This is a genomic window from Mycobacterium sp., from assembly GCF_052143115.1.
Classification (GTDB): Bacteria; Actinomycetota; Actinomycetes; order Mycobacteriales; family Mycobacteriaceae; genus Mycobacterium.
Map to the genome: position 1 here is coordinate 26,158 of NZ_JBKQTQ010000293.1, position 24,861 is coordinate 51,018.

The window sequence follows — 24,861 nt, forward strand, 5'->3', positions numbered from 1 at the left end:
GATGCGCATGGTCCGATACCGGACCTGGCAGGGGCTGGCTCTACTGGTGGCGACCGTCGCGCTGACCTCGTGCGCGAACTGGCACGGAATCGCGAATGTGCCAATGCCCGGCGGCCCGGGCACCAGGGCCGGCTCCTACACCGTCTACGTGCAAATGCCCGACACGCTGGCCCTAAACCTCAATAGCCGGGTGCGGGTGGCCGATGTCTTTGTCGGCACAGTGCGCGCGATCAACCTGAAGAACTGGGTCGCCACGCTGGCGCTGGGTCTGGACAAGAACGTCAAACTACCCAAAAACGCCACCGCCAAGATCGGGCTGTCAACCCTGCTGGGTTCTCAGCATGTGGAACTGGCTGCGCCGCCCAACCCGTCGCCCGAACTGCTGAAGGACGGCGACACCATCCCGCTGAAGAATTCGTCCGCTTACCCCACCACCGAGCAGACGCTGGCCAGTTTCGCCATTATCTTGCGCGGGGGCGGCATCCCGAACCTCGAAGTGGTGCAGAACGAGGTCTACAACATCGTGCACGGGCGGGCCGACGTGATCCGTGCCTTCCTCGGCAAGCTGGACACCTTCACCGCACGACTCGACGAGCAACGCGATGACATCACCCGAGCCATCGATTCAACCAACCGGCTGTTGACCTACGTGGGTCCCCGCTCGGACGTTCTCGATCGGGTTCTCACCGAATTCCCGCCGCTGATCAAGCATTTCGCCGACAAACAGAACCTTTTGATCAACGCGGTTGATGCGACGGGAGGGTTCAGCCAGGTTGCCAACCAATATCTGTCCGCCTCGCGGAACAACCTCCATCAGGACCTGCTGTCGCTGCAGTGCCCGTTGAGGGAACTCGGCCGTGCCTCACCGTATCTGATCCAGGCACTCAAGCTGATCCTCGTCCGGCCGTTCGATATCGACGCCGTGCCGAAGGCGTTCCGCGGCGACTACTTCAACCTGTCACTGACGCTCGACCTGACGCTCAGCGCTGTCGATAACGCGGTTCTCACCGGGACGGGGTTCTCCGGAGCGCTGCGCGCGCTCGAGCAATCGTGGGGCCGCGACCCCGAAACGATGATCCCCGACGTCCGGTACACGCCGAACCCGAACGACGTCCCCGGCGGGCCGCTGGTCGAAAGGGCGGATAGGCAATGCTGACCCGCTTCATCTGGCGCCAGCTGATCCTGTTCAGCATCCTGAGTGTGATCACGGCGATTGCGCTGGGCTGGTTCTACCTGCGGATTCCAAGCCATGTGGGGATCGGCCAGTACACCCTGAAGGCGGACCTGCCCGCGTCGGGCGGTCTGTACAAGACGGCCAACGTGACTTATCGCGGTGAAACCATCGGAAAGGTCACCGCCGTCGAGCCGACCGAGGCCGGCGCGCAGGCGACCATGAGTATTGCCGACCGGTACAAGGTCCCGATCGACGCATCGGCGAATGTGCATTCGGTGTCGGCGGTTGGTGAGCAGTATCTGGACCTGGTGTCGGTAGGCAACCCGGGTGAATACTTCTCGCCGGGCCAGACCATCACCAAAGGCACCGTGCCCGCTGAGATCGGGCCGGCGCTGGACGCCGCCAACCGCGGGCTGGCCGCGCTGCCCAAGGACAAGATCAGTCGACTGCTCGACGAGACAGCCCAAGCGGTCGGCGGGTTGGGGCCCGCGCTGCAACGGCTAGTCGACGCGACCCAGGCGATTGCCAGCGACTTCAAGACCAACATCGGCGACGTTGACGACATCATCGAAAACTCCGGGCCAATCCTGGACAGCCAGGTCGACTCCGGTGACGCGATCGCGCGCTGGGCGCACAACCTGAACATCCTGGCCGCGCAAACCGCCGAGAACGACCAGCACGTGCAAAGCATCCTCACCCAAGGGGCGCCGACCGCCGACCAGATCAACGAGGTGTTCAGCGACGTCCGCGACACGCTGCCGCAGACACTGGCGAATCTCGAGATCATCCTGGAGATGCTCAAGCGCTACCACAAGGGCGTCGAGCAACTGCTGGTGGCCTATCCGCAGGGCGGCGCCGAAGGCCAGACGGTAACGGCGGCGTTCCCGGGCTACGCTGCGCTCGACACCGCGCTGACGATCAACCAGCCCCCGCCGTGTCTGACCGGCTTTCTCCCGGCACCTCAGTGGCGGTCTCCGGCGGACACCAGCCTGCAGCCCATGCCGTCCGGAACATATTGCAAGATCCCGCAGGACGCTGCGGCCAACGCCGTGCGCGGGGCACGCAACCTTCCGTGTGTCGATGTTCCCGGTAAACACGCCGCGACGCCACAGGAATGCCGCAGCAACAAACCATATGAGCCGCTGGGCACTAACCCGTGGTACGGCGACCCCAATCAGATCAGGAACTGCCCGGCACCGGGCGCGCGATGCGATCAGCCGGTAGATCCCGGCCACGTGATACCCGCGCCGTCGATCAACACCGGCCTCAACCCGGCGCCTTCCGACAGGGTGGCGGGGACGCCGCCGCCCATCAGCGATCCGCTGCAGCGGCCGGGTTCGGGGACTGTGGAATGCAATGGGCAGCAGCCAAACCCCTGCGTCTACATCCCCAGCGGGCCTCCCACCGCCGTCTACAGTCCACAGAGCGGTGAACTGGTAGCGCCCGACGGTGCCAAGTACGCGGTCGAAGATTCGAGGAAAACAGGAGACGACGGTTGGAAGGATATGCTGGCGCCAGCCGGCTGAACCGCACCGATGCCGACGACTCGTCCGAAAGAGTCGGAGGAAGTCACTGAAAAGCTGGCTCAATGCGTTACGCCGTTGGGCCCGTGAGACTTCGATGACCTTGAGACGTCGCGGATACGTGAACTCAGGCCGGCTCATTTGCACGAAGCTCATCGTGCAGCTTCCCCGACTCATCGTTTGGCCCTGGTCGGACTCTTGACACTGACCGCACGTACAGTCATATACTCGACGTGATGCGCTGGCAAGGTCGGAACGCTCTGAGTGCCCTGAATCGGAGCGCACCGCGGTGTGCTCTGAGCACACAGCTGGTTCGACACCGCGCGGGCCAGTTGGTGAACACAGAGATCGGAGCGAAATGCCGGAAGTGATTGGCTTAGGCCAACTCCGGAGTAACGCGTGGACGTATCTCGATCGGGTTGGCGCCGGGGAGACGATTGATGTCGTCCGTCACGGCAAGCTGGTGGCCCGGATCGAGTCGGTCGGTGACGGGAGGGTGGCTCCGATCCCGGAGCGATCTGTCAAGGCCGTGGCACCGGACGCTGGTGGGTGGGTCGGGCTTGATGAGCTGCGAACGCGTGCCGGGCGGTGTTTCGATCGGGTTGCCGCCGGGGAGACGATTTATGTTGTCCGTGGCGGCAAGTTACTGGCGCGGATCGTGTCGGCAGGTGACTCGCGGATGACCCCGGTCCCGGCGGACGCTGGTGGGCAGATCGAGCTTGACGAACTGCGAAAGCGTGCGGGGCGTTATTTCGACAGGGTTGCGACAGGGCAGACGATTGAGGTCGTCCGTGGTGGCAAGCTGGTTGCTCGCATCGTGTCAGCCGCTGGGAACGACCCCCGCAGGACAGCCTGATCGGGCCATGAGTGCGCGAGCCAGGCGCCGCTTTTGCCAGCGCCGCATCCATTACGCGGAATTTCCAGGTCCTGATGCGTAGGAGCGTTATTGTCGCTGGTGGTATTGCAAACGACGCTGCGGAGGGCAAATGACGGCCTATCGGACTGTGGTGGTCGGCACTGATGGCTCAGAGTCGTCACTGCGCGCGGTCGAGCGTGCGGCCACGATTGCCGCCGACACGAACGCGAAGCTGATCATTGCGACGGGCTACTCCCCTCACCCGGACGATTTGCGCGCGGCCGACATCCTCGGGGAGGAGGGCTACAAGGTGCGCGGCAACGCGCCAACCTACGCGATGTTGCATGATGCCCGCGACCGAGCAAAGGCGGCCGGGGCGAAGAACATCGAGGACCGGCCGATTAAGGCTGCACCAGTACATGCGCTGGTGGACCTTGCCGAGGAGGTTGGGGCCGATCTGCTGGTGGTTGGCAATGTGGGACTGGACGCGCGATCCGCGCTCATCGGGCGGGTGTTCTCGGTCCCCGGAGCTATCGCCACCAGGTCCAAGATCGATGTACTGATCGTTCATACCACTGGCTGACCCGGCAGTGGAGCTACACAATCCACACGCGATGGTCGCGCGCCTCGGAAGATAGGTCGTCTTCGATAATGCCGACCGCTGCCTGCAGGTCGGTGCTTCCCTGTTTGACATAGACCGTGGCCTCCCCAATTTCTATGGGGTCCCGGTGTTGCGTCCCTGAGACGCAGTGGCGAATCCCTACGTGGTAGCTGGTAATTGCCTGTTGCAACTTGGCATTCAGCGTCGGGTCCGGGCTCGGCATGTGGTGTTGCAAGTTCGCTACCGCACCCGCGGCGGTTGGGCACGCTGCGCCCGTCTCGGCGATGTCGCCTAGCCTCGCAGCAGTGACGAGGTTGTCTGCCGCGCCGAACACATCAATGATCGACGGCTTGGCGTCGGTGAGCCATGCCCGCACCGACGTGCCCGTCGGCAGAGGCGGCAGCGGTGGGCTAACCGAGTTCGCCGGTTGCGCCGCAGCGGCGTGCGGTGAAGCCGGCCGCACAGTGGACAAACTGTGGTGTGCCCACGCCGACAGCACGGCGATGACGACCAACAGGACCGCCCCGCTCGCCGCTGCGACCAGTTCACGGCGTTGGCGCTCACCGCCCTTGCGCGCGGAGCGCACCGGTACGCGGTGACGGCCGGGCGTGGCCATAACGGGCTCCCTTGATGTGACTAACCTTCTGCGATGTTTCGCCTCGGGCACCGTCGCCCGCGAGAGTCGTTTGCCTCGGACGCCCGCGCCGTAGGGCCCTTGATCAGGGGGTCCAAAGTCCCACCGGACGCGCCCCGACGGCAGTGGTTCAGTGGATGTCATGAAGATCATTGGTTTCGAAGAGCACTGGGTGCTTCCGGCTATCGCCGAAGCGAATCCGAACAGTCCCCGGAAATTGTTCGACACGATGCGCAGCGGACGCTTCGAGGACAGCGACGCTGACGGCGGGTGGCCGACAGGCATTCTTGATCTGGGAGAACATCGGATTGCCGCCATGGACGCGGCCGGCATCGACGTCCAGATCCTGTCCAACGTTCCCGGTGCGGAGGCCGTGGAGGTGCCGCTGGCGGTGCAGCTGGCCAGGCAGGCCAACGACGCCGTGGCAGCTGCGGTCACTCAACACCCCGGCCGGCTCCGTGGCTTTGCCACCCTGCCGATGGGCGACCCCGACGCTGCCGCAGCCGAACTCGATCGCGCCGTGCGCGACGACGGTTTTGTCGGTGCGCTGATCAATGGCCACGTCAACGGCCGTTACCTTGACGACAAGTTCTTTTGGCCGGTGTTCGAATCCGCCGAGACGCTAGGCGTGCCGATCTATCTGCATCCCACCGTGCCGCCCCTGCCGGTGATCGACGCCTACTACAGGGGCTTCGCCCCGGGGGTGTCGGCGATGCTGTCCATCGCGGGGGCCGGCTGGCATATCGACACCGGGATCCACTGCCTTCGACTGATCCTCGGGGGAGTGTTCGACCGGTTTCCGCGGCTGCAGATCATCGTGGGTCACCAGTTCGAGGCCTTGAGTTGGATGGCGTGGCGGGCGGACTATTCGTTTCCGGTTAAGCAGACCGGCCTCAAACGCACCATCAAGGAATACCTTCGGGAGAACTTCTACGGCGGCATCCTGGCCGGCGAGTTCGCGGACCAAGACCCCGGCGCCGTCGATCCCAGTTGGAGCCTGTCGTTCAACGCCTATCAGGCCATGGTCAACGTGATCGGCATCGACCGGATCGTGTTCACCACCGACTATCCGTTCGCCAGCATGAAAGCCGGTCGACAATTCCTTGAGCAGATGCCCATCAACCCGGCCGACAAAGAAAAGATCGCCCACCTCAACGCCGAGCGTTTGCTCAAACTGTCGAATTAGGCTCAGCGATTCGCCTTCAACGGAGGGTCTTTCAGTCCTATCGTCGATTCGTGAACTCGCCGGGGCACGAGAAATTGGCGGCGACCGCGTTCATCATCGGCATGAAAACGATTCCCGAGACGTCGGGCGAAACCGTGCCTCGGCGTGTGGATCTCAGTGGTCTGGCGCTGATCACACTGGGAATCGGGTTGTTCACGTTCGCCTTTGACCGAGCGCCGGACTGGGGATGGCTGTCGGCACCCGTGATCGGTGTATTCTTGCTTTCCGTTGCACTTTTGGCGGCATTCGTCGCCGTCGAGACACGGGTGCGTTTCCCGTTGATCAACCTGTCGCTGCTGCGCAATGCGCGCTTCACCACATTGGTTGTCGCGGGAACCGTTGCCAACATCGCATACGTGGTGACGGTGTTCTTGTCGACGATGAACCTGCAACAGGTACGCGGACTGGACCCGTTGATGGCCGGGTTGGCTTTCCTCGGACCGTCCGTGGGAGCGGCGCTGGGCGGCCCGGTATCCGGACGTCTGGCATCGCGCAATAAACCCTTTGCGGTCATGGGCATTGGTTGCACCGCCGCCGCGGCGTCGCTCGCCGTGCTGGCGGCCGCCAACAACTTCGCGGTGTACCTGGCCGCGCTGACGGCATGTGGCTTCACGATGGGCTTCGTCTACGCGTTCACCACGGTGGCGACCCAGGCGGTCGTCGCACCCGAGCGGGCCGGCGAAGCCGCCGGTGTCACCCTGACGTCGCTCGTCACGCTCGCCGGAGTCGGGGTCGCGGTGTCGAGCAGCGTGCTGGAAGTGCTTGAGCACCACCGGATCGGCTTCGTGACGGTGCTGCGGGCGGGAATCGTCTGCGCGGTGACCGTCGTCGCCCTGCTCGCGGTCTTCACGCTCGAACGAAACATGGTCATCCTGATCATGATTGGGTTCGGCGCAGCCATGGGTGTGACACTGACGCCGCTGGCCGCGTTGGGTGTCATACAGGTGCCCGAGGATGAACCGGGGTCACTGCCGGGAATCTGCAACGCCGCGTTCGGTATCGGCGGCTCGCTCGGATTCACCTGGGCTGGAACAGTTGTCGGGGAGGGGACAAAGGCGACCTACCACTCGGCGTTGTGGATCTGCGTCGCCATCGGCATCGCCGCCTTTGCGACCAGCATGATCCTCAAGCCCAGATCGGCGCCAGTGGTTCCGGCAGCTTCCAGGGTGAGCGTCCACACCACTGGCTGACCCGGCCGTTTACGCTATCCGCTCTTCACGCACCGTTCGATGGCGTCAACGTCATCGGCTCGGCAAAACCGGGCTGATCGATGTCAGCGGTGACCTTCTCCCAGGGAGCGGGTATGGGGAAATACCGGTCAAGGAAATCGGTGACCCGTTCGGTGCGCTCGACCGCCGAGACTTCCGGGAAGCTGCTGTCGTTGAGGCAGAAGAAGTGATACCGGCGTCTCTTTCGCAGCTCGGGAAGTAGATCGAGTCCTTCGCGGGTGGTGGTGTTCACGTACAGCACTTTGGCTTTTTCTTGTTGGACAGCGCGCCCGGTCATCAGCGCGTAATAGTGGTAGAACGAGTTGGTGACCGAGATGTCGGTGTTGGACCGAAACGCGCTGGCCTGAGTGCGGGCGAATTCTTCTGGGAATTCTCGTTCCATCTCCCTCAGTATGCTTTTGCGCAACGGAACTGCAGTGTGTTCCAGATGGCGGGTGGTGACCTGTCCGAATCGCTCGAAGAGCAGCTGTCGGTTGACCCGGGCCGCGTTTTCAAAGCCGCTGCGGGTGGGATCGTTGGCGCCGAGCCCTATCCGGGTCTTGGCTTCGATGAACCTCGTCACCCCGCCGGGCGAGAAGAACACGCTGGCTCTGAGCGGTCGGCCGAAAAACATGTCGTCATTGGAGTACAGGAAATGCTCAGCCAGCTCTGGAATGTTCTGAAGTTGGCTCTCGATCGCATGCGAGTTGTAGGTGGGTAACGCGGCTGGATCCGAGAAGTGTTCTGTCGCGCGAACAATGGTGATTTTGGGGTGCTCGGCCAGCCAGGACGGAAGGACCGAATCGGTCGCAACGAAGATCCGCCGCACCCACGGCGCAAACATGTTCACCGACCGCAGCGCGTACTTCAACTCGTCGATCTGCCGAATGCGCGCTTCGGCCTCGTCGCCTTCACCGACCACAACCTCCGACATCTGCGCCGCCCGGCGGGCCCGAAACTCCGGGTCACTGCCGTCGACCCAGGAGAACACCATGTCGATGTCAAACGTCACGTCGCTGGTATGTGGGGTGAACATCCCCTTGATAGTCGGCCATTTATATCCGTAGAGCTTTGCGGTTGCGGGCACGGCTTCTCGCCGCGGCAGCACCGTACGCGTCAGCGAGTTCTCGACGGGGCAATGGATCACCGTCTCCTCGTAGGCCCAGAATTGCAGCTCGACGCCGAACTTGGAGCCGTACCGAAAGCCGCCGGGCGCGATCCGCCGCCGATACAGCCGCACGATACGCGGATCATCCAATCTGGACAGCCTGCCGTGGGCCATTAATACAGGCGAAAGGCCGCGAACATCAACTGTTTTGGCGTACATCGGTTCGCTGGCGCAAGCGGTCGTCAGCTCGGTCTCGACTGCTGAACGCAGTTCGATATCGATGGCGAGAACCGGACGGTTCTTGTGATCGCGGATCAACAAGAACGGAATATTCGCCTTTTTTAGGATCTTCCGGACAAAAACAAGATCCTCGATCTGCGCCTCATGCGGGGTCAGGCTGGACTCCAGACGTGCGACTCTTCCGCTGCGAGAGACGATGACGGGCTTGTCGGTGCTCTGAACGGGTCGAACACCTTTGCCCGAGGCGACATTGGCCATCACAAAAACCGTCCTCGCTTTGGCGTTGAACGAGTTGTCTGTTGCGGTCAAAGCCGCTGTGTAGCCCGCGCGGAGGCGTAAACCGGGCGGTTTCAGTGTACTTCTTCTGGGAGCCCTTCAACGTGGTCAGCTCGGTGAACTTTGTTCGTCCAACAAACTTGTGCTGCGCAGACCCGTCAACCCTAAAGCCGCCCGATGGCCGGCGTTCGTGTCGATGTAACGGTTAGTTACTCCGTCATGGCGGATGCTGGCAGCCATGGGGATCGCGACAATTGCGCCTGCGATCGAGGTAGTGTTTTCGGGACGATTCGGGTTTGGCATCTACCGCTGGGCTTACCTGCCGTTCGAGGTTCCGGCGGGTGTGCAGCGAATCCGCGTTAGCACATCTCATTCGGACTTCGGCGTCGGTGCCTCGGCACGAAATGTGTTGGATTTAGGAATCTTTGGCCCCGCTGGCTACGACTTGGGTAATGCTGCCGGGTTTCGGGGCTGGTCAGGCGGCGCCCGCGACAGCTTCGTCATCTCCAGTACCTACGTCACCCCCGGCTATTTGGCCGGCCCGATCGAACCGGGTGTGTGGGCCGTGGCGCTTGGCCCGGTGGTGCTCAGCCCTTGGGGGATGGCGTGGGACGTGCACGTCATCATGGAACGCGGGGACCCCGCTGAGGAAGCCGCGGACATCGAACCCGTGGTCGCGGCTCCACCGCCGCCGTCGATCTGCGGTGCGCGTTGGTATCGCGGCGACCTGCATCTGCACACCGTTCACTCTGATGGCCAGCGTGATCCCGATGAACTGGCGTCGGCCGCACGCGCCAGCGGGCTGGATTTCATCGTCTCGACCGACCACAACACCAACTCCGTCAACCGGGCGTGGCCGGCCTGCCGCACCGGCGGACTGCTGGTGATTCCCGGCGAGGAGGTCACCACCCGGCACGGACACTGGCTGGCGGTCGGCCTGTCACCGCGCGGCTGGGTCGACTGGCGATATGGCCCAGGTGATGGGGTGTTTCCGGGATTTGCCGCCGAGGTCCGCGAAGCCGGCGGTCTGGTGGTCGCCGCACATCCGTCCGTGCCGGCACCGGGATCGGCGTGGGAGTTCGGCTTTGACCACGTGGACGCGGTCGAGGTGTGGAATGGCCGGTGGAACCTCGATGATGAAATGTCGCTTCGCATTTGGCAGCGGCTACTGCGGCAGGGCCGACGCCTGGTGGCCGTCGGCGGCAGCGACTCGCACGGCAAACACCAACCGGTCGGCTCGCCGCAGACGGTCGTGCACGCGGGTGAACTGTCGGTACCGGCGATTATCGATGGGCTGCGTCGCGGTCGTTCGTACCTCGCCCGATCATGCGAAGTCGCACTGGAACTGACCGCCTCCTGCGCCAATAGCGACGGCATGGCCGGCCCCGGGGAGACACTGCGGGTGCCGCAGGGCGCGCCGGTTACCGTGACCGCCGTCATCAGCGGAGCTCCCGACACGACCATCGCTCTGATCACCGCGGCGGGCTGTGTGGGACGGGCGACGATAGGCACGTCGGCCCGGCTGCAATGGGAACTTGACGCGGCGTCGGCGCGCTTCGCGCGACTGGAAGTGCGAGAATCGCAGCGACGCCCACTGGGCGCGATGGTCGCGTTGACGAATCCGGTGTGGCTAGCCTGAGCAAGGCATCCCAGGCGGTAACGTCTTTGCTGGGAGACGACAGCGATGTGGACACGATGGCGCCTTGCCGCCCTGTTGGGGGCGGTGCTGCTGGGTTTCGTGATGCTGGCCAGCGCGGTGCCCACGTCGTACGATCCGGCGGCCTTCGTCACTAATCCGGTCGACCATGTCGACACGCTGATCGGTACCGGGACGGGTGGCCAACGGGTGGGGGAGATCAATAACTTCCCCGGCGCCTCTGTGCCGTTCGGGATGGTGCAGTACTCGCCGGACACCGCCGGCAACTACGCGGGCTACGACCACGGCAATTCACGGGCCACCGGATTCAGCATGACGCACGCCTCGGTGGGGTGTGCAGCGTTCGGTGACATCTCGATGCTGCCGACCACCGGCCAGGTCGGCTCCGAGCCCTGGGGCGCCACCGAGGAGATCGCCCACGACGACACCGAGGTCGGGGTTCCCGGCTACTACACAGTGCGGTTCCCCACAACGCGAGTGGTCGCCGAACTCACCGCTACCACCCACACCGGCGTGGGCCGGTTCACCTACCCCGACAACGGACAGCCCGCTCTGTTCTATGTGAATTCCGGTGCGTCGCTTGGGGGTACCTCCGCCGCGAACATCCAGATCGGCGATGACAACACCACGATCACGGGATCGGCGACCAGCGGCGGCTTCTGCGGCAAGGACAACGTCTACACGGTGTACTTCGCGATGAAGTTCAGCCGGCCGTTCACGTCCTACGGCACCTGGGACGGTTACTCGGTCTTCGCCGGTACCCGCAGCGCGTATTCGAGTTACACCGGGTCCAGCGGAGGATACGTGGGATTCCCGGCGGGCTCGCGGGTCGAGGTGCGCACGGCACTGTCCTATGTCAGCCTCGACGGAGCGCGAGCCAACCTCGCCGCTGAGGGCAAAGCGGGCTTCGACGACGTCCGCGCCGCCGCAGCAAGAGAGTGGAACGACAAGTTGTCACGCATCTCGGTCGCCAGCGCCGACGACGCCGACGTGGAGACCTTCTACACCGCGCTCTACCATTCGCTGTTGAATCCCAACACCTTTAACGACGTCGACGGCAGTTATATGGGATTCGACGACGATGTTCACGAGCTGCCCGCGGTCCATAACCAGTACACGAACTTCTCCGACTGGGACACCTACCGGGGGCTTGGTGCGCTGCATGGATTGCTGTTCCCGGAGCAAGCCAGCGACATGGCCCAGTCGCTGGTGAACGACGCCGAGCAGAGCGGGTCGTTTCCGCGGTGGGCACTGGCGAATACCGCGACTGCGGAGATGAGCGGCGACAGCGTCGTCCCGTTGATGGTGAACTTCTATGCCTTCGGTGCCAAGGACTTTGACGTCCATGCGGCGCTGCGCTACATGGTCAATGCCGCGACCAAAGGGGGCGACGGGCTCAATGGCTACGTCGAGCGGCCTGCAATCGCTACCTACCTAGAGCGCGGCTATCTACCGGAGACGGCAAACTCGTGCATCGGTGGTGCCATCCCGGGTGCCTCGATCACGTTGGAGTGGTCGGTCGACGACTTCGCCATCTCCCGATTCGCCGACGCGCTGGGCGATTCCGCGACCGCTACCGAATTCCAGAACCGGGCACAGTACTGGCAGAACCTCTTCAATCCCACCACCCACTACATCTCGCCCCGCGATGCGATGGGCTTGTTTCCGGTGGGTCCCGGGGTTGTGCCGCCGGCCCAGGGCTGCTTCAGCCAGCTCGGATTCGACGAGGGCAACGCCGAGCAATACGTCTGGTATGTGCCGCAGAACATCGCGGGCCTGGTCACGGCTCTGCGTGGCCGAAAAGCGGTGGAAGACAGGCTTGACCGCTTCACCAAGCAGCTCAACGTGGGCCCCGAAGAACCCTACCTGTGGGCCGGTAACGAGCCGGGTTTCGACGTGCCATGGCTGTACAACTACATCGGCCAACCGTGGAAGACCCAGCAATTAGTCGACCGGGTGCGCAGCGAATTGTTCTCTGACACACCCGATGGCGAGCCGGGTAACGACGACCTCGGCGCGATGTCCAGCTGGTACGTCTGGGCCGCCCTCGGCCTGTACCCGAGTACACCGGGAACATCGATCCTCACTGTGAACACACCGCTTTTCGATCGCGTCGTCATCGCGCTGCCCGAAGACAAGACCATCCGAATGTCCGCGCCGGGCGCATCGGGACCCAACCGGATGAAGTACATCAAGAGCCTGCACATCGACGGCCATCCCACCGATAAGACGTACCTTCCGGAGTCGATCATCCACACCGGCGGCGACTTGTCGTTCTCGCTTTCTCCCAAGGCCAACAAGGCTTGGGGCACCGGCGACTTGTCAGCGCCGCCATCATTCGGTGCGGGCAGCTCGGCGGTGACCGTTAACGTTTCGCCCGCCGTCGTCGAAATCTCGCGGGGAGCCACGGGCAACGTCACTGTCAATGCGCAACGGATGATCGATGGCCCCGGCGGCTACACCATTACTGGCGCTTCCGACATCGCGGGCATCAAGGCGGCCAAGACATCCGGACAGTTCGCCGCCGACGGATCCGCCAGCGCGACCGTCGCCATCACGGTGGCGCAGTCAGTGCGCGACGGGTACTACCCGCTGGTTCTCACCACCAAGGTCGGCGACGGCAGCAGAACGTTCAAGCTGCTCGTCACGATCGATCAGGACTGATCTCGTCGTAATCGACGAGCAGATGCCGCGGGCCCCGGAACACTTGGCTGATGCGGTAGGGCGGTGGGTCCTCGACCAGCCGCGGGTTTTCTACTCGCCTAAGAAAAGCCTCGAACGCGGTGTTGGCTTCTAGCCGGGCCAGCGGACCGCCGAAGCAGATGTGAATACCGCGTCCAAAGGCCACGTGCTCATTGTCGGCGCGTTGCGGGTCGAACCTGTTGGGGTCGGGGAAGCGCCGCGGATCTCGGTTGGCCGCAGCGTATATCAGATAGATGGGTGATCCTCGCGGGATCGTCGTGCCGGCAATCTCGATGTCGGCCAACGCCGATCGTGTCGGGAAGAACTGCACCGACGGCTGCAGCCGCAGCACTTCCTCGATGGCGCCGGGAATCAATTCCGGCCTGCTGCGCAGCAATTCGATCGATTCGGGGTTGCGCAGCACGGTCAGCACGCAGTGCGAAATCAGATTGACCGTCGAGTCATGACCGGCGGCAAACAGCAGCATGGTGTTGTTCACGATCGCGCTCGGCGACATCCGCCCATCCGGTCCGTCATCGTGTACCAACTGTGAAATCATGCCTGGACCAGGCGATTTCTCGGCTTTCTCGACCAACCCGATGATATATTTCTTGTAGGCGATGTTGGCCGCTTCACCTTTGGCCCGGCGGGCCTGGCCCTCCTCGGTGGCGATGTCGGGGCCGAGATCGAAGAGGCCGGAGTTCGAGTCGGCGATCCAGGCGTGAAACTGCGGCTCGTCCTCGATCGGCACGCCGATGATCCGGCAGATCACTTGGACCGGCAGCGGATAGGCGAACTCGTCGGCAACATCGATGCGGGTCTTGCCCATGGCCTTGTCCAGCAAGTCGTTGACGATCTGCTGACACAGCGGCTCTTGGCTGGGGATCACGTCCGGCGAATGCGGCGGGCCGAAAAACCGCATGCACTGCCGCCGCGCCCGGTCGTGGTCCGGGGGATCCGAAGCGATGAAGCTCGGGTCCCGGTCGTAGGCCTGCACCATCTCCATCACGGACTCGTCGGCAACGTGTACACCGCCGGTCACAGCCGGGCGAGCATTGCGACGGTCAGAACTGACCCGAGGGTCGTGGGCCAGCGCGATGAGCTCGTCGTATCCGGTGACGGCATAGATGCCGTTGGTCACTCGTACGACCGGCGTCTTGCGCAACTCGTCGAAGAACGGATAGGGATTCGCGCGGTTTCCATACCGCATCGCGGCGTCAAACGCTTCTTCGGGGGTCATCTGCGCCGCTCCTCCTCATCGCTCATCGCTGCCGTGGCCGGAACTCGGCGTGGCGTTCGCTGGGGTCATGTCCTGTCAACACCACATCCGGAGCCTCCGTCAGCTCGCCGCGCGCCGGGAAGTCGGCGGGCATGACCCGCATGTCCTCGGGGAAATCAAAACCCGGCGGCTGCGGTGGAAACGGACCGGACCGGGCGATCTCCCGCCGGTAATGCTCGATCCACTTGCCGTGGTTGAAGGTGACCGCGCCGACGATGCGGCCGCGGCGACCATAGGCCGCGGCGAACCGGCGCTGCTTCACCGATCCCTGGGTGAATACGATCTCGTCGCCAAACGACGGCACGCCAACGGATTTGATGTTCACACCGAACTGACCCGACCAGAACTGCGGGATCAGTAGGTGCGCCCAGCGATCGACCTCCTCGCAGACCATGTTGTGCGCGGCGACCCGGGCGCCGAGCACGGCGTTGTCCCAGTGCTCCATTGCCAGGAACTGGTAGTCGTAGAGCACGTGTGGGGCGCGGGCGATGTCGCCGGCCACGAAGACGTTGGTGGTGACCACCGCGTTGATGTCGAACGCGCGGCAGCCGGCGTCACACCCCACTCCCCAGAATCCGGCCGCCAGCCCGCACCCTTCGAGCCACTCGACGTTGCGGATCGACCCCAACGACGTCACCACCACATCTACGTCGAGCGTGCTGCCGTCGGAGAGCCGCGCGCGTCGCACGTGCCCGGCGTCGTCGCCCTCCAACCCCAGCACCGAGACACCGGTGCGAAGATCCACCCCGGCCGCCCGCTGCATATCGGCGGCTATCGTGCCGATCACCCCGCCGAGCGCCCCGGACAGCGGGGCCGGGCCGCGCTCGGTGACCGTGACCTCCAGACCGAGCTCGCGGCACACCGAGGCCGCTTCCGAACCGATGAACCCGGAACCGATGATCAGCACCCGACGGGGACCGGCGGCCAAAGCCGCCTGCAGCCGCGCGGCGTCGGCGTTGGTGCGCACGGTATGGACCCCCTCCAGCGCGGCTTCCTCCGCGTTGGGCCATCGCCGGGCCCGTACACCGGTGGCGATCAGCAGCCGATCGCCGGGGACCTCGCTGCCGTCAGCGAGCCGCACCAGGCGGTTGGCGCGGTCCAACTCGGTCGCGGGCACACCGAGTCGCCAATCGGCATCCACCTGGCGCAGGCGCGGCAGCTTCGTGTGATCGGCGGGCACCCACCCCTTGAGGACCTGTTTGGACAGTGGCGGTCGGTCGTAGGGTTCGTCCGGCTCGTCGCCGATGATGGTGAGCTGCCCGCGAAATCCCTCTTCCCGCAACCCTTCGGCGGCACGAAGCCCAGTCAACGAAGCACCGACGATGACGATGCGACCGTTGTTTTTGAACCCATCCCCGTTCATCGGCGCTGGCGCTAGTCGCTGTCGAGCCGGTCCACGATGATTGCCTGCACCGGGCATGATGCCGCCGCCCGCAATACCCGCAAACGCTGACTATCGTCCGGGTTGGGGTCGTAGGTGAGAGTCTCTTCGCCGCTGAGCTTCAGCACCTCGGGTGCCAGCGGTACGCACTGCGCATACCCCAGGCAGCGGTTCAGGTCGACGACGATTCGCATAGCGACCTCGATCCTCGTGGCTGAAGACCTAATGCTATTGCGAAAAGTACTGACGGCGAGATGGATTCGCGGATCTGGGTGCATGCTGGTAGCCATGACCCGAAACGAGATCACCGAGCAGATCGTCGTCGCCCGCCTGGCTAAGGGCTTGACCTGGCAAGAGTTGGCCGACACGATCGGCCGGCCGGTGGTGTGGACCACCTCGGCGCTGCTCGGCCAGCACCCGATCCCCGCCGAACTCGGCAGGGTGCTCGTCGAGATCCTGGGTCTCGACGAGTCAGCGGTCGCGGTGCTGGCCGCGCCGCCCATGCGCGGTGGCCTACCCACCGCGGTGCCCACCGACCCGACCATCTACCGCTTCTACGAGGCCCTGCAGGTATACGGCGGGGCCCTCAAAGAGCTCATCCATGAGCAGTTCGGTGACGGGATTATGAGTGCGATCAACTTCAGCGTCGACCTGCAGAAGAAGACGCACCCGTCCGGCGACCGGGTTGTGGTGACGTTCGACGGAAAATTCCTTCCCTACGACTGGGTTTCAGCCAATGGCTGAGCACGCAGTTGCTCGTGGGGCAGATATGACCGTCCTGCCAGCCCGTAAAGAAACCGTCAACAAACGAGCGCCGTCAGCCGTCCACGCTTAATTTCTTTGCAAATGCTTAGCGGCGAGAGCCGAGTCGCTTGGTGCTCGTCAACGGATTGGACGGTGCCTATCGATGGTCCTCATCGGCTTGGCGCTCTTGGCAGTCTTGGCGGCTTACCCGGTCGCGGCGCTGCTTTTTCCGAAAGGGTCGTAATTTGGGTACTACATTCGCGGGAATCGCTTTTCTTGTTTTGCTGGCGGCAGCGCTGGTGGCGGTGCACGCACCGCTCGGTGACTACATGTACCGCGTCTACACCTCGCCGCGGGACCTGAAAGTCGAGAAGGCCATCTACCGTGTTATCGGCGTCGCCCCCAAATCCGAGCAGCCGTGGCGCGGGTATGCCGGCAGCGTTCTGGCGTTCTCGGCCGTCGGCGTTTTGGTCCTGTTCTTCTTCGAACTGTTCCAGGACAAGTTGCCGCTGCACCTGCATGATCCAGCGACCAAGATGACTCCATCGCTCGCGTGGAACACCGCGGTCAGCTTTGTGACCAACACCAGCTGGCAATCGTATGCGGGTGAGTCGACAGAGGGCCACCTGGTGCAGATGGCCGGCCTCGCCGTGCAAAGCTTCCTCTCCGGTGCGGTCGGCATGGCTGTGGCGGTGGTGCTGGTGCGCGGCTTTGCCCGAGAAAAGACCGAAGAGCTAGGCAACTTCTGGGTGGATCTGGTCCGGGGCACGTTGCGCATCCTGCTGCCGATCGCGTTCATCGGCGCGATCGTGCTGCTTGCCGGCGGGATAATCCAGAATTTCCACCTCCACGATCAGGTCGTCACCACGTTGAGCGGCGCCCAGCAGACCATCACCGGAGGACCGATCGCCAGCCAGGAACCCGTCAAGCTGATCACCGGCGACGGCGGCGGGTTCTACAACGCACAATCAGCACATCCGTTCGAGAATCCAAGCTCGTGGACGAACTGGGTGGAAATCTTCCTGATGTTCGTGATCCCTTTTGCGCTGCCCCGCACCTTCGGACGCATGGTCAACAGCAAGAAACAGGGCTACGCGATCGCCGCGGTCGTGGGTGTCCTCGCCGTGATGAGCATGGCCCTCATCCTGCTGTTTCAGTTAGGACATCACGGCACCGTCCCCACGGCCGCCGGTGGCGCAATGGAGGGCATTGAGCAGCGTTTCGGGGTCTTCGACTCGGCGATCTTTGCCGATACGGGCACGCTCACCTCCGACGGCGCCATCGACTCGATGCACGACTCCTACACCAGCCTGGGCGGGCTGATCACGATGTTCAACATGCAGCTAGGCGAGGTGGCGCCGGGCGGGATCGGCTCGGGCCTTTACGGCCTCCTGCTGCTGGCAGTGATATCGGTGTTCATCGCCGGGCTGATGGTCGGACGGACACCGGAATACCTCGGCAAGAAGATCAGAGCCCGCGAAATGACTTTGTCGACAACCTTTATCCTGGCCACTGAGCTGGCGGTGTTGGTTGGCACCGGGATCGCGATGGCGTTCCCGAGCACACGCGCCAGCATGGCCAACACCGGGCCACACGGCCTGTCGGAAGTGCTCTACGCATTCACCTCCGCGAGCAACACGAACGGCTCGGCGTTCGCGGGCCTGTCGGCAAACACCATGTTTTACAACACCGCTTTGGGCCTCGCGATGCTCCTGGGCAGATACCTGCCGATGACCCTGGTGCTCGGGCTGGCCGGATCGCTGGCCCGCCAGGGTCACACGCCGGCGTCCATCGGCACCCTGCCCACCCATCGGCCGCAATTCGTCGGCCTGGTGGCGGCGGTGACGGTTATCCTTTGCGCACTCACATTTCTGCCGGCCTTAGCACTCGGGCCCCTTGCCGAAGGAATCCACTAGATGCGTGGTCCCTACTTCGAGGCCGATTGGCGACGGGAGCAGCTTCGGACGAACCTGTGGCTCGTTCCGGTGGTGCAGACGCTTGGGATAGTCGTGCTGTTCGGCGTCACCTACACGATCGATCGCTCGGCTTATGACGGATGGATCCGGCTGCCGAATTGGGTGCTTAACGGCAGCGCCGATTCGGCTCGAGTCGTGTTGGCCACGGTCGCGGCGGCGATCATCACCGTGGTCGGCATCGTTTTCTCGATCACCATCGTTGCGCTGACACTGGCCTCAACGCAGTTCGGGCCGCGGATGCTGCGCAACTTCGTGCGCGATCCGGGAACTCAAGTTTCGTTGGGAACATTTGTCGCGTCGTTTTGCTACGCGATGGTCGCGTTGGTTTCGGTGGGCGGCGGCCCGCACGGTGATTTCGTTCCACATTTGTCGATCACGGTGACGTTCATGCTGACGTTGGCCGACGTGGCTGTGTTGATCTTTTTCCTCAATCACATCGCTACCATGATTCAGCTTCCGGTGGTGATTGCGCGCATCGCGGGAACATTGAACGATGAGATCGTCGCGCTGGATCGCGGTAGCTCGTTCGGGGTCGGCACGGCGCGCGGCCCGTCGCACGAGGAATTGTGTGCGCTGCTAGCGGAGTCCGGTGCCCCGATCCGCACACCGCGCAGCGGCTATCTTCAGGTCATCCGGCATGACATCCTGCTGAAGATCGCGGTCAAGGCCGACGCGGTCGTTCAGTTACCATACCGCCCTGGGCATTTCGTGGTTGCAGGTCAGGTGATCGCCTTGGTGTGGCCACCGGAGGCTGCCGAGTCTGTCGCCGAACGTCTGGCGCTGGGACATGTCTCGGGTGCGTATCGCACACTTCCGCAAGACATTTCGTTCGGCTTCGATCAACTGGTCGAGATCGCTTTGCGTGCATTATCGCCGGCGGTCAACGACACGTTCACCGGGATGACCTGCGTCGACTGGATCGGCGATTGCCTGTGCCGAATTTCCACCTCCTGGCGCCCACAGCGGATCCGGCGTGACGCTGAGGGCCACATCCGCGTCATCGCCTACCAGCCCGATTTCGAGCGGCTGGTGGAGCGCACCTTCGATACCATCCGCCAGGCCGCAGTTGGCATGCCCGCCATCATGATCCGGCAACTCGAAGCGCTGGCTAAGATCATCGAACAAACCCCTGACCGTGCACACCAGACCCCGTTGATCCGCCAGGCCGAGGCGATACAGCGGTCCAACCTGGCCACGGTACCCGACCCTTCAGACCGCGACGACGTCACAGAGCGCTACGAGGCGGTCATGGCGCTGGTCGACCTGACCGCGACGCCACGGCTGGCCGAGGTTACACCGATTAGCAACGGATTCGATTACGGCGGACGGGCACGCTGAGTCCAGCGATCACCGTCCACCAGCGGCGGCTACAGTCGCGCCATGACTAACGAACCGTCGGCAGACCACACCCCGCTGAAGGCGGATCTGGTCCTATCTGGTGGCGGCGTCAAGGGCATCGGCCTGTCGGGCGCCGTCGTCGCGCTGATGGAGGCGGGGTACGACATCCAACGCGTCTCCGGCACGTCGGCAGGCTCGATCGTCGGCGCCATCTTGGCGGCCGGCGCCGACCAGCTGACCCCCGAGCAGGTCGAGCAGCTCACCATGACGTTGCCGTACCGCAAATTCCTCGACCCGACGCCGCTCACCGGCATTCCGCTGCTCGGCCCGGCGTGGGGTGTGCTGAGCGAAACGGTATCTACAAAGGCGATTACGCGCACGAGTGGATCCGTTCTGAGCTGAAGAACCTGGGGGTCCGCACCTTCGGCGATCTCGCGTTCGACGACGCGAGCCTGCCGCCGGAGCAGCGTTACCGGTTGGTGGTCACCGTGTCCGACTTGACCACCGGGCAGCTGGTGCGGCTGCCGTGGGACTACTACCAGCTGTACGGGCTGGACCCCGACGACCAAGAGGTCGCCGATGCGGTTCGTGCTTCGATGTCGATTCCGTTCTTCTTCCAGGTGGCCAAGCTGACCAGCACCAGCGGCTTGAGGTCGACGCTGGTGGACGGCGGGCTGCTGTCGAACTTCCCGATCGACTCATTCGACCGGCGTGATGGCAAACCACCACGTTGGCCGACATTCGGCGTCACGTTGTTACCCAATCTTCCGCAGGGCAACGACAAAGTGATTCCCGCATTGGGGCCGGTGAATTGGCTCTTCGGAGGTCCGCCGCTGCTGGAAGAGCTGATCACCACGATGATCGTCGGCCGCGACCAAGCCTACCTCAACCAGCCCTGGGTCAGTGCGCGGGCCATTCGCGTCGACTCGACCGAAGTCGGATTTCTCGACTTCAACATCTCCAAACAGCAGATGCAGGGGCTTTACCAGAGCGGCTACGACGCAGCGGAGGCGTTCTTGTCGACCTGGAACTGGACGCAATACCTGGATCGCTACCGACGACCGGTGTGAGGAAGGTCGCGCCGCTCGAAATGACCCGACGGCGCCGCTGTGCCACACTGGATCGACGGGAGGAGGCGAGGGCCAGAGCTTGCTCTGCGCTAGATCTCGAACTCGGCTGCCATGCCATCGATCCCCGCGCGGATGCCGGCGAGAGCATCGGCCCGGGTCCGCAACTTCGTCCCGGCGTGGGCGTGCTGCTTGAGGGTGGCGAATTCCCGTGCGGCTTCCTCGGCGCGGCTGAGCACCATATCGGGCATCACGATTTCATCCAACCAGCCTGCGGCTATTGCGGTTTCGCCGAAGAACGTCTTCGCCAGCCCCGCGGCTTGCTGGTACGCCGACCGCGTCAGCCGCAGCTTCATCACTTCCAGCGCCGCATACGGGATCGTCATACCGATCGCCACTTCGTTGGCCTGAATGTTGGAGGCGGGCGCCGCCACCCGGTGATCGCCGCTGGCCAGCAGGAAAGCGCCCATCGCGATGGCGTGGCCGGTGCAGGCCATCACCACCGGCTTTGGGTAGGACAGCAGCCGATGCGAGAGTTCGAAGCCGCCCTTGAGCATGTCGATCGCGGGCTGAACCTCACCGGAGGTGAGAACTTTCAGATCGAACCCGCCGCTGAACACCCGGTTGTTTCCGGCGATCACGACCGCGCCGACGTCGTCGCGGTCGGCGTTGTCGAGGGCGTCGTTGAGGGCCTGCTGCATGCTCGGACCGAGCACGTTGACCTTGCCGTCGTCCATGGTGATGAAAGCGACGGAATCGTCGAGGCGATAGGTGACCGAGCCGCTCATAGGAAACTCCTTCGATACCGGCAGCGGAGTCGATTGAATCAGATCAACCTGGCGCCGGCCGTAGCGGCGTCGTTAGACCACCCGCTCGCCGCGGTGCTTGCCCAGTTCATCCTGGGCGTCACCCCAACGCACACTCACATCGGTCGGCGGCGCGTCGATCTGACGGGTGCGCCAGCGATCCTTGGTTTCCTCCACCGCGCGGTTCATCCGTTCGATCTCGCTGCGGAAGACATCTGCGCGAGTTTCCTTGGTGGCGTAGTGGAAATAGGTCAGCAGGCTGCGCAACAACGCGAGCTTCTCTTTTTCGCGCTTGGCCAGGTTGTGGTTCGTCATCAACTCGATCCGCTGAACGGGCGGCAGCGCCTCCCAGTCCAGCACCACCTTGGTCTCGAACGGACGCCGACGTCCCTGCCAGAACTTCCACCCGCGAGGAGTATCGACGCGGTCGTAGTAGGTCACCGTGCCCGGGAAACGCGACTCGATGCCCTCACCGAGCTCGGCGCGGTCGAGCGCGGAATCCCAAATCGTGCGCCACTCTTGGCTGGGCGCCAGGCTCGGCAACTGGTGGGGGAGTTGCAGTTCGACGACATCCGCATAACCGTCGGTGGCGTTTTCGTATTCGGCGACGGTCGGCGGGTGCGGAAACGTGAACTGGACGTCGTAGGCCGAGGTCTTACCGAAATTCCGCACCACGAGCTCGATCACATGCCAATCGGCGGCATGCGGCTCCATGAACATCCCGACGTGTGGTCGAGTCTCTTCGGTTGCCAGTCGACGATTACGCCGGATCTGTTGATTGGCAAAGATCAGCGCTGCCACGCCGAGCACGAGCAGAGCCCAGACCGCCAACGCCAACCAGGTACCGGACGCCGCGCCCGCCACCTGATGCCAGCGATCTTGGATCCACCCCATCGAATCCATCCCTCCGCTTATATCACAGCGCTTACGCGCGTGAAAATTCGCTGAAATGCCCGTAAATGCTTATTCAGCCGCCCATCAGCATTCGCCATTGGTCAAGATCAGAGACGCGATAGACATAATTGGAACGCTTGACCTCCGACAACGACGCACTCGGTTCGAGCGAATACCAGTGTCCGGGAAACACCGTTGGATCACCAGTCAGCTGAGCAAGCTTTTGCAGGCTGCGGAACATCTCGTCGGAGTCGCCGCCGGGAAAATCGGTGCGGCCACAGCCCTCCACAAACAGGGTGTCACCGGCAACCAGCCGGTCGTCGAGCAGGAAGCATTGGCTGCCCGGCGTGTGACCGGGGGTGTGCAGCAGCTCGATGTCGATGTCGCCGGCGCTGACCTTGTCGCCATGCTCATGCTGGGTGAGGTCACCCATGCCGATCCCGGTAATGCGCGAAACAAACAGCGCCTCATGGGAATTCACGTGGACAGGAACGCTGACCCGCTCCAGCAGCTCGGCCAGCCCCTTGAGTTCGAAGCCCATCATCGAGCCGCCGACATGGTCGGGGTGGTGATGGGTGACCAGCACTCCGGACAGCTGCATGCCGTCGGCCTCGAGTGCGTCGAGCAGATCGCCGGCCGCGTATGCCGGGTCGACCACCAGGCAGTCGCCGGTCTGGCGGTCACCGATCAAGTACGCGAAGTTGCGCATCTGCGTCGCGAACCCGTCACCTTTGGCGAAGTCGCGGCCGGACAGCAATTGGCGGAAGTACAGCCGGTCGGAATCAGGCATCTGCTCAGCCTATGGCCACCGGACGATCGGGTAACGCTGTGGTGTCCTCGAGTTAACACCCGAGCTGCAGCGCTGGCGAGGTGACCTGCGCATTTACCACCTGATTCGGTGGTTGGCGACGTGGCAAGTGGGTAAAGTTGGAACATGAGACTGGCCAAGGTCGAGATCGAGGTTGATCAGACTTTGATCGACGAGGTGATCCAGCGGTATCACCTGCATAGTGCGCGCGAAGCCGTCAACCTCGCACTGCGGTCCCTGATCACTGTCGACTCCGAAGCCGATACAGACGAAGACGAAGACGATCCGTTCGGTCTGGCCGCGCTGGACCCGCACCATCGCCGCGACGCCGGGTGAATCCGGCTGACTCGCCTGCGGTCTTTGCGGGTCGCCGCTGGGTTTGGTGCGCCCGCAACGCAGGCTGTACCCTCTTTTAGGCCCGCGGTATGACCCGACTGGTCGCTTCGGGTGAGGCCCCCTTAGCTCAGTCGGTAGAGCGTTTCCATGGTAAGGAAAAGGTCAACGGTTCGATTCCGTTAGGGGGCTCGGCGGACGCCGAGCAGGCAGGCGGCCAACAACGGGGGCTTAGGCCCCGAGGCGATGTAGCTCAGTCGGTTAGAGCGAACGACTCATAATCGTTAGGTCGCCGGTTCGAGTCCGGCCATCGCTACAAGACAACAACGAGAACCCGAAAAGAGAACTGACGTGGCCTCCAGTACCGACGTACGGCCCAAGATCACCTTGGCGTGCGAGGTGTGCAAGCACCGCAACTACATCACGAAGAAAAACCGCCGCAACGACCCCGACCGGCTGGAGCTGAAGAAATTCTGCCCCAACTGCGGCAAGCACCAGGCCCACCGCGAGACGCGCTGACACCGGTCACGAGCCGATACTGAGACTGACTAGGTAGGTTTTAGAGCCGTGGCGTTGGGCAAAGACGTGGTCGGGATGCACTACCGGTACCCCGATCACTATGTGGTCGAGCGGGAGAAAGTCCGCGAGTACGCGACCGCCGTCAAAAACGACGACCCGGCGTTTTTCGAAGAGAAGGCCGCCGCGGAGCTGGGTTACTCCGCGCTACCGGCGCCACTGACGTTCATCTCCGTTTTCGGCTACAAGGCACAGTCGGCGTTCTTCGCACACGCCAACATCGGCATCCAGGACGAGCAGATCGTGCAGGTCGACCAGGTGCTGAAGTTTCTGGCGCCAATCCAGGTTGGCGACAAGCTGTACTGCGATGTCTATGTCGACTCGATCCGACAGGCGCACGGCACTGACATCATCGTCACCAAGAACATCGTCACCAATGAAGCGGGTGACGTCGTACAGGAGAGCTACACGACCCTGGCGGGCCGTGCCGGTGAAGACGGAGAAGAGGGTTTCAGCCATGCCACTGCGTGAGTTC

General features: G+C 63.5%; 22 protein-coding genes, 2 tRNA genes and 1 pseudogene. 17 read left to right on the top strand and 8 right to left on the bottom strand.

Features of this window, described 5'->3' with window-relative positions; translation table 11 throughout:
• Position 1 precedes the first annotated feature (1 nt).
• From ACLQI9_RS28895 to ACLQI9_RS28910, 4 genes are all read left to right on the top strand, one after another.
• Complete coding sequence (locus ACLQI9_RS28895) at positions 2-1,156, top strand: virulence factor Mce family protein (protein ID WP_442384498.1); 1,155 nt, start codon at positions 2-4, stop codon at positions 1,154-1,156.
• Positions 1,150-2,700, top strand: coding sequence for an MCE family protein (locus ACLQI9_RS28900; RefSeq protein WP_442392494.1), 1,551 nt, complete (start codon positions 1,150-1,152; stop codon positions 2,698-2,700). Before ACLQI9_RS28895 ends, ACLQI9_RS28900 begins: the two co-directional genes overlap by 7 nt.
• Before the next feature lie 355 nt (positions 2,701-3,055).
• The gene (locus ACLQI9_RS28905; RefSeq protein ID WP_324440664.1) at positions 3,056-3,553 is read left to right on the top strand and encodes a type II toxin-antitoxin system Phd/YefM family antitoxin; all 498 of its coding nucleotides are present in this window, start codon (positions 3,056-3,058) and stop codon (positions 3,551-3,553) included.
• 130 nt (positions 3,554-3,683) lie between these two features.
• Positions 3,684-4,136: a universal stress protein gene (locus tag ACLQI9_RS28910; RefSeq protein WP_442384483.1), complete on the top strand. Its 453-nt coding sequence runs from the start codon at positions 3,684-3,686 to the stop codon at positions 4,134-4,136.
• A 13-nt stretch (positions 4,137-4,149) separates the two neighbouring features.
• Here ACLQI9_RS28910 and ACLQI9_RS28915 read toward each other — a convergent pair whose 3' ends face one another.
• Positions 4,150-4,770, bottom strand: coding sequence for a hypothetical protein (locus ACLQI9_RS28915; protein ID WP_442384481.1), 621 nt, complete (start codon positions 4,768-4,770; stop codon positions 4,150-4,152).
• A 160-nt stretch (positions 4,771-4,930) separates the two neighbouring features.
• Here ACLQI9_RS28915 and ACLQI9_RS28920 point away from each other — a divergent pair, with 160 nt between their 5' ends.
• Positions 4,931-5,974 carry an amidohydrolase family protein gene (locus tag ACLQI9_RS28920; RefSeq protein WP_442384479.1) on the top strand — a complete coding sequence of 348 codons (1,044 nt, stop codon included), beginning with the start codon at positions 4,931-4,933 and terminating at the stop codon, positions 5,972-5,974.
• A 50-nt stretch (positions 5,975-6,024) separates the two neighbouring features.
• Positions 6,025-7,203, top strand: coding sequence for an MFS transporter (locus ACLQI9_RS28925; protein ID WP_442384477.1), 1,179 nt, complete (start codon positions 6,025-6,027; stop codon positions 7,201-7,203).
• Positions 7,204-7,228: 25 nt separating this feature from the next.
• Here the strand turns inward: ACLQI9_RS28925 and ACLQI9_RS28930 are convergent, their stop codons facing one another.
• Entirely contained in the window at positions 7,229-8,827 is a 1,599-nt protein-coding gene (locus ACLQI9_RS28930; protein ID WP_442384496.1) for a stealth family protein, read from the bottom strand.
• Positions 8,828-9,083: 256 nt separating this feature from the next.
• Between ACLQI9_RS28930 and ACLQI9_RS28935 the strand changes: the two genes are divergently transcribed.
• Positions 9,084-10,484, top strand: coding sequence for a CehA/McbA family metallohydrolase (locus tag ACLQI9_RS28935; RefSeq protein ID WP_442384475.1), 1,401 nt, complete (start codon positions 9,084-9,086; stop codon positions 10,482-10,484).
• A 45-nt stretch (positions 10,485-10,529) separates the two neighbouring features.
• Positions 10,530-13,166: a GH92 family glycosyl hydrolase gene (locus tag ACLQI9_RS28940; RefSeq protein ID WP_442384473.1), complete on the top strand. Its 2,637-nt coding sequence runs from the start codon at positions 10,530-10,532 to the stop codon at positions 13,164-13,166.
• On the opposite strand, the gene ACLQI9_RS28945 is transcribed toward ACLQI9_RS28940, so the two are convergent.
• Genes ACLQI9_RS28945 through ACLQI9_RS28955 form a run of 3 tightly spaced genes read right to left on the bottom strand, consistent with a single transcriptional unit; the run spans position 13,147 to position 16,038 of the window.
• A complete protein-coding gene (locus ACLQI9_RS28945) occupies positions 13,147-14,424 on the bottom strand; it encodes a cytochrome P450 (RefSeq protein WP_442384471.1) in 1,278 nt (425 codons plus the stop codon). The genes ACLQI9_RS28940 and ACLQI9_RS28945 overlap by 20 nt on opposite strands.
• A 22-nt stretch (positions 14,425-14,446) precedes the next feature.
• Complete coding sequence (locus ACLQI9_RS28950) at positions 14,447-15,826, bottom strand: NAD(P)/FAD-dependent oxidoreductase (protein WP_442384469.1); 1,380 nt, start codon at positions 15,824-15,826, stop codon at positions 14,447-14,449.
• 11 nt (positions 15,827-15,837) lie between these two features.
• Positions 15,838-16,038: a ferredoxin gene (locus tag ACLQI9_RS28955; RefSeq protein ID WP_442384467.1), complete on the bottom strand. Its 201-nt coding sequence runs from the start codon at positions 16,036-16,038 to the stop codon at positions 15,838-15,840.
• Between the two features lie 94 nt (positions 16,039-16,132).
• Here ACLQI9_RS28955 and cynS point away from each other — a divergent pair, with 94 nt between their 5' ends.
• The 4 genes and pseudogenes from cynS to ACLQI9_RS28975 all read left to right on the top strand — a co-directional run bounded on the left by cynS (position 16,133) and on the right by ACLQI9_RS28975 (position 20,972).
• The gene (gene cynS / locus ACLQI9_RS28960) at positions 16,133-16,588 is read left to right on the top strand and encodes a cyanase (protein WP_442384494.1); all 456 of its coding nucleotides are present in this window, start codon (positions 16,133-16,135) and stop codon (positions 16,586-16,588) included.
• A gap of 245 nt (positions 16,589-16,833) precedes the next feature.
• On the top strand, positions 16,834-18,504 hold the full coding sequence (gene kdpA / locus ACLQI9_RS28965; RefSeq protein WP_442384465.1) for a potassium-transporting ATPase subunit KdpA: 1,671 nt from the start codon (positions 16,834-16,836) through the stop codon (positions 18,502-18,504).
• A complete protein-coding gene (locus ACLQI9_RS28970) occupies positions 18,505-19,902 on the top strand; it encodes a DUF2254 domain-containing protein (protein WP_442384463.1) in 1,398 nt (465 codons plus the stop codon).
• Between the two features lie 42 nt (positions 19,903-19,944).
• A pseudogene (locus tag ACLQI9_RS28975) lies at positions 19,945-20,972 on the top strand (patatin-like phospholipase family protein).
• Positions 20,973-21,061: 89 nt separating this feature from the next.
• Here the strand turns inward: ACLQI9_RS28975 and ACLQI9_RS28980 are convergent.
• The 3 genes from ACLQI9_RS28980 to ACLQI9_RS28990 form a co-directional block, all read right to left on the bottom strand.
• Complete coding sequence (locus tag ACLQI9_RS28980; protein WP_442384461.1) at positions 21,062-21,757, bottom strand: crotonase/enoyl-CoA hydratase family protein; 696 nt, start codon at positions 21,755-21,757, stop codon at positions 21,062-21,064.
• A 72-nt stretch (positions 21,758-21,829) separates the two neighbouring features.
• Complete coding sequence (locus ACLQI9_RS28985; RefSeq protein ID WP_442384459.1) at positions 21,830-22,669, bottom strand: hypothetical protein; 840 nt, start codon at positions 22,667-22,669, stop codon at positions 21,830-21,832.
• Positions 22,670-22,742: 73 nt separating this feature from the next.
• Positions 22,743-23,459: an MBL fold metallo-hydrolase gene (locus ACLQI9_RS28990; RefSeq protein WP_442392495.1), complete on the bottom strand. Its 717-nt coding sequence runs from the start codon at positions 23,457-23,459 to the stop codon at positions 22,743-22,745.
• A gap of 144 nt (positions 23,460-23,603) precedes the next feature.
• On the opposite strand from ACLQI9_RS28990, the gene ACLQI9_RS28995 reads away from it, so the two are divergent.
• The 5 genes from ACLQI9_RS28995 to hadA all read left to right on the top strand — a co-directional run bounded on the left by ACLQI9_RS28995 (position 23,604) and on the right by hadA (position 24,857).
• The gene (locus tag ACLQI9_RS28995; protein WP_442384455.1) at positions 23,604-23,813 is read left to right on the top strand and encodes a type II toxin-antitoxin system VapB family antitoxin; all 210 of its coding nucleotides are present in this window, start codon (positions 23,604-23,606) and stop codon (positions 23,811-23,813) included.
• A 116-nt stretch (positions 23,814-23,929) separates the two neighbouring features.
• Positions 23,930-24,002, top strand: a tRNA-Thr gene (locus ACLQI9_RS29000).
• A 50-nt stretch (positions 24,003-24,052) separates the two neighbouring features.
• Positions 24,053-24,126 (top strand) — tRNA-Met (locus ACLQI9_RS29005).
• A 35-nt stretch (positions 24,127-24,161) separates the two neighbouring features.
• Positions 24,162-24,329 carry a 50S ribosomal protein L33 gene (gene rpmG / locus ACLQI9_RS29010; RefSeq protein WP_003898538.1) on the top strand — a complete coding sequence of 56 codons (168 nt, stop codon included), beginning with the start codon at positions 24,162-24,164 and terminating at the stop codon, positions 24,327-24,329.
• Between the two features lie 48 nt (positions 24,330-24,377).
• Complete coding sequence (gene hadA, locus ACLQI9_RS29015) at positions 24,378-24,857, top strand: (3R)-hydroxyacyl-ACP dehydratase subunit HadA (protein ID WP_324446498.1); 480 nt, start codon at positions 24,378-24,380, stop codon at positions 24,855-24,857.
• Positions 24,858-24,861 lie beyond the last annotated feature (4 nt).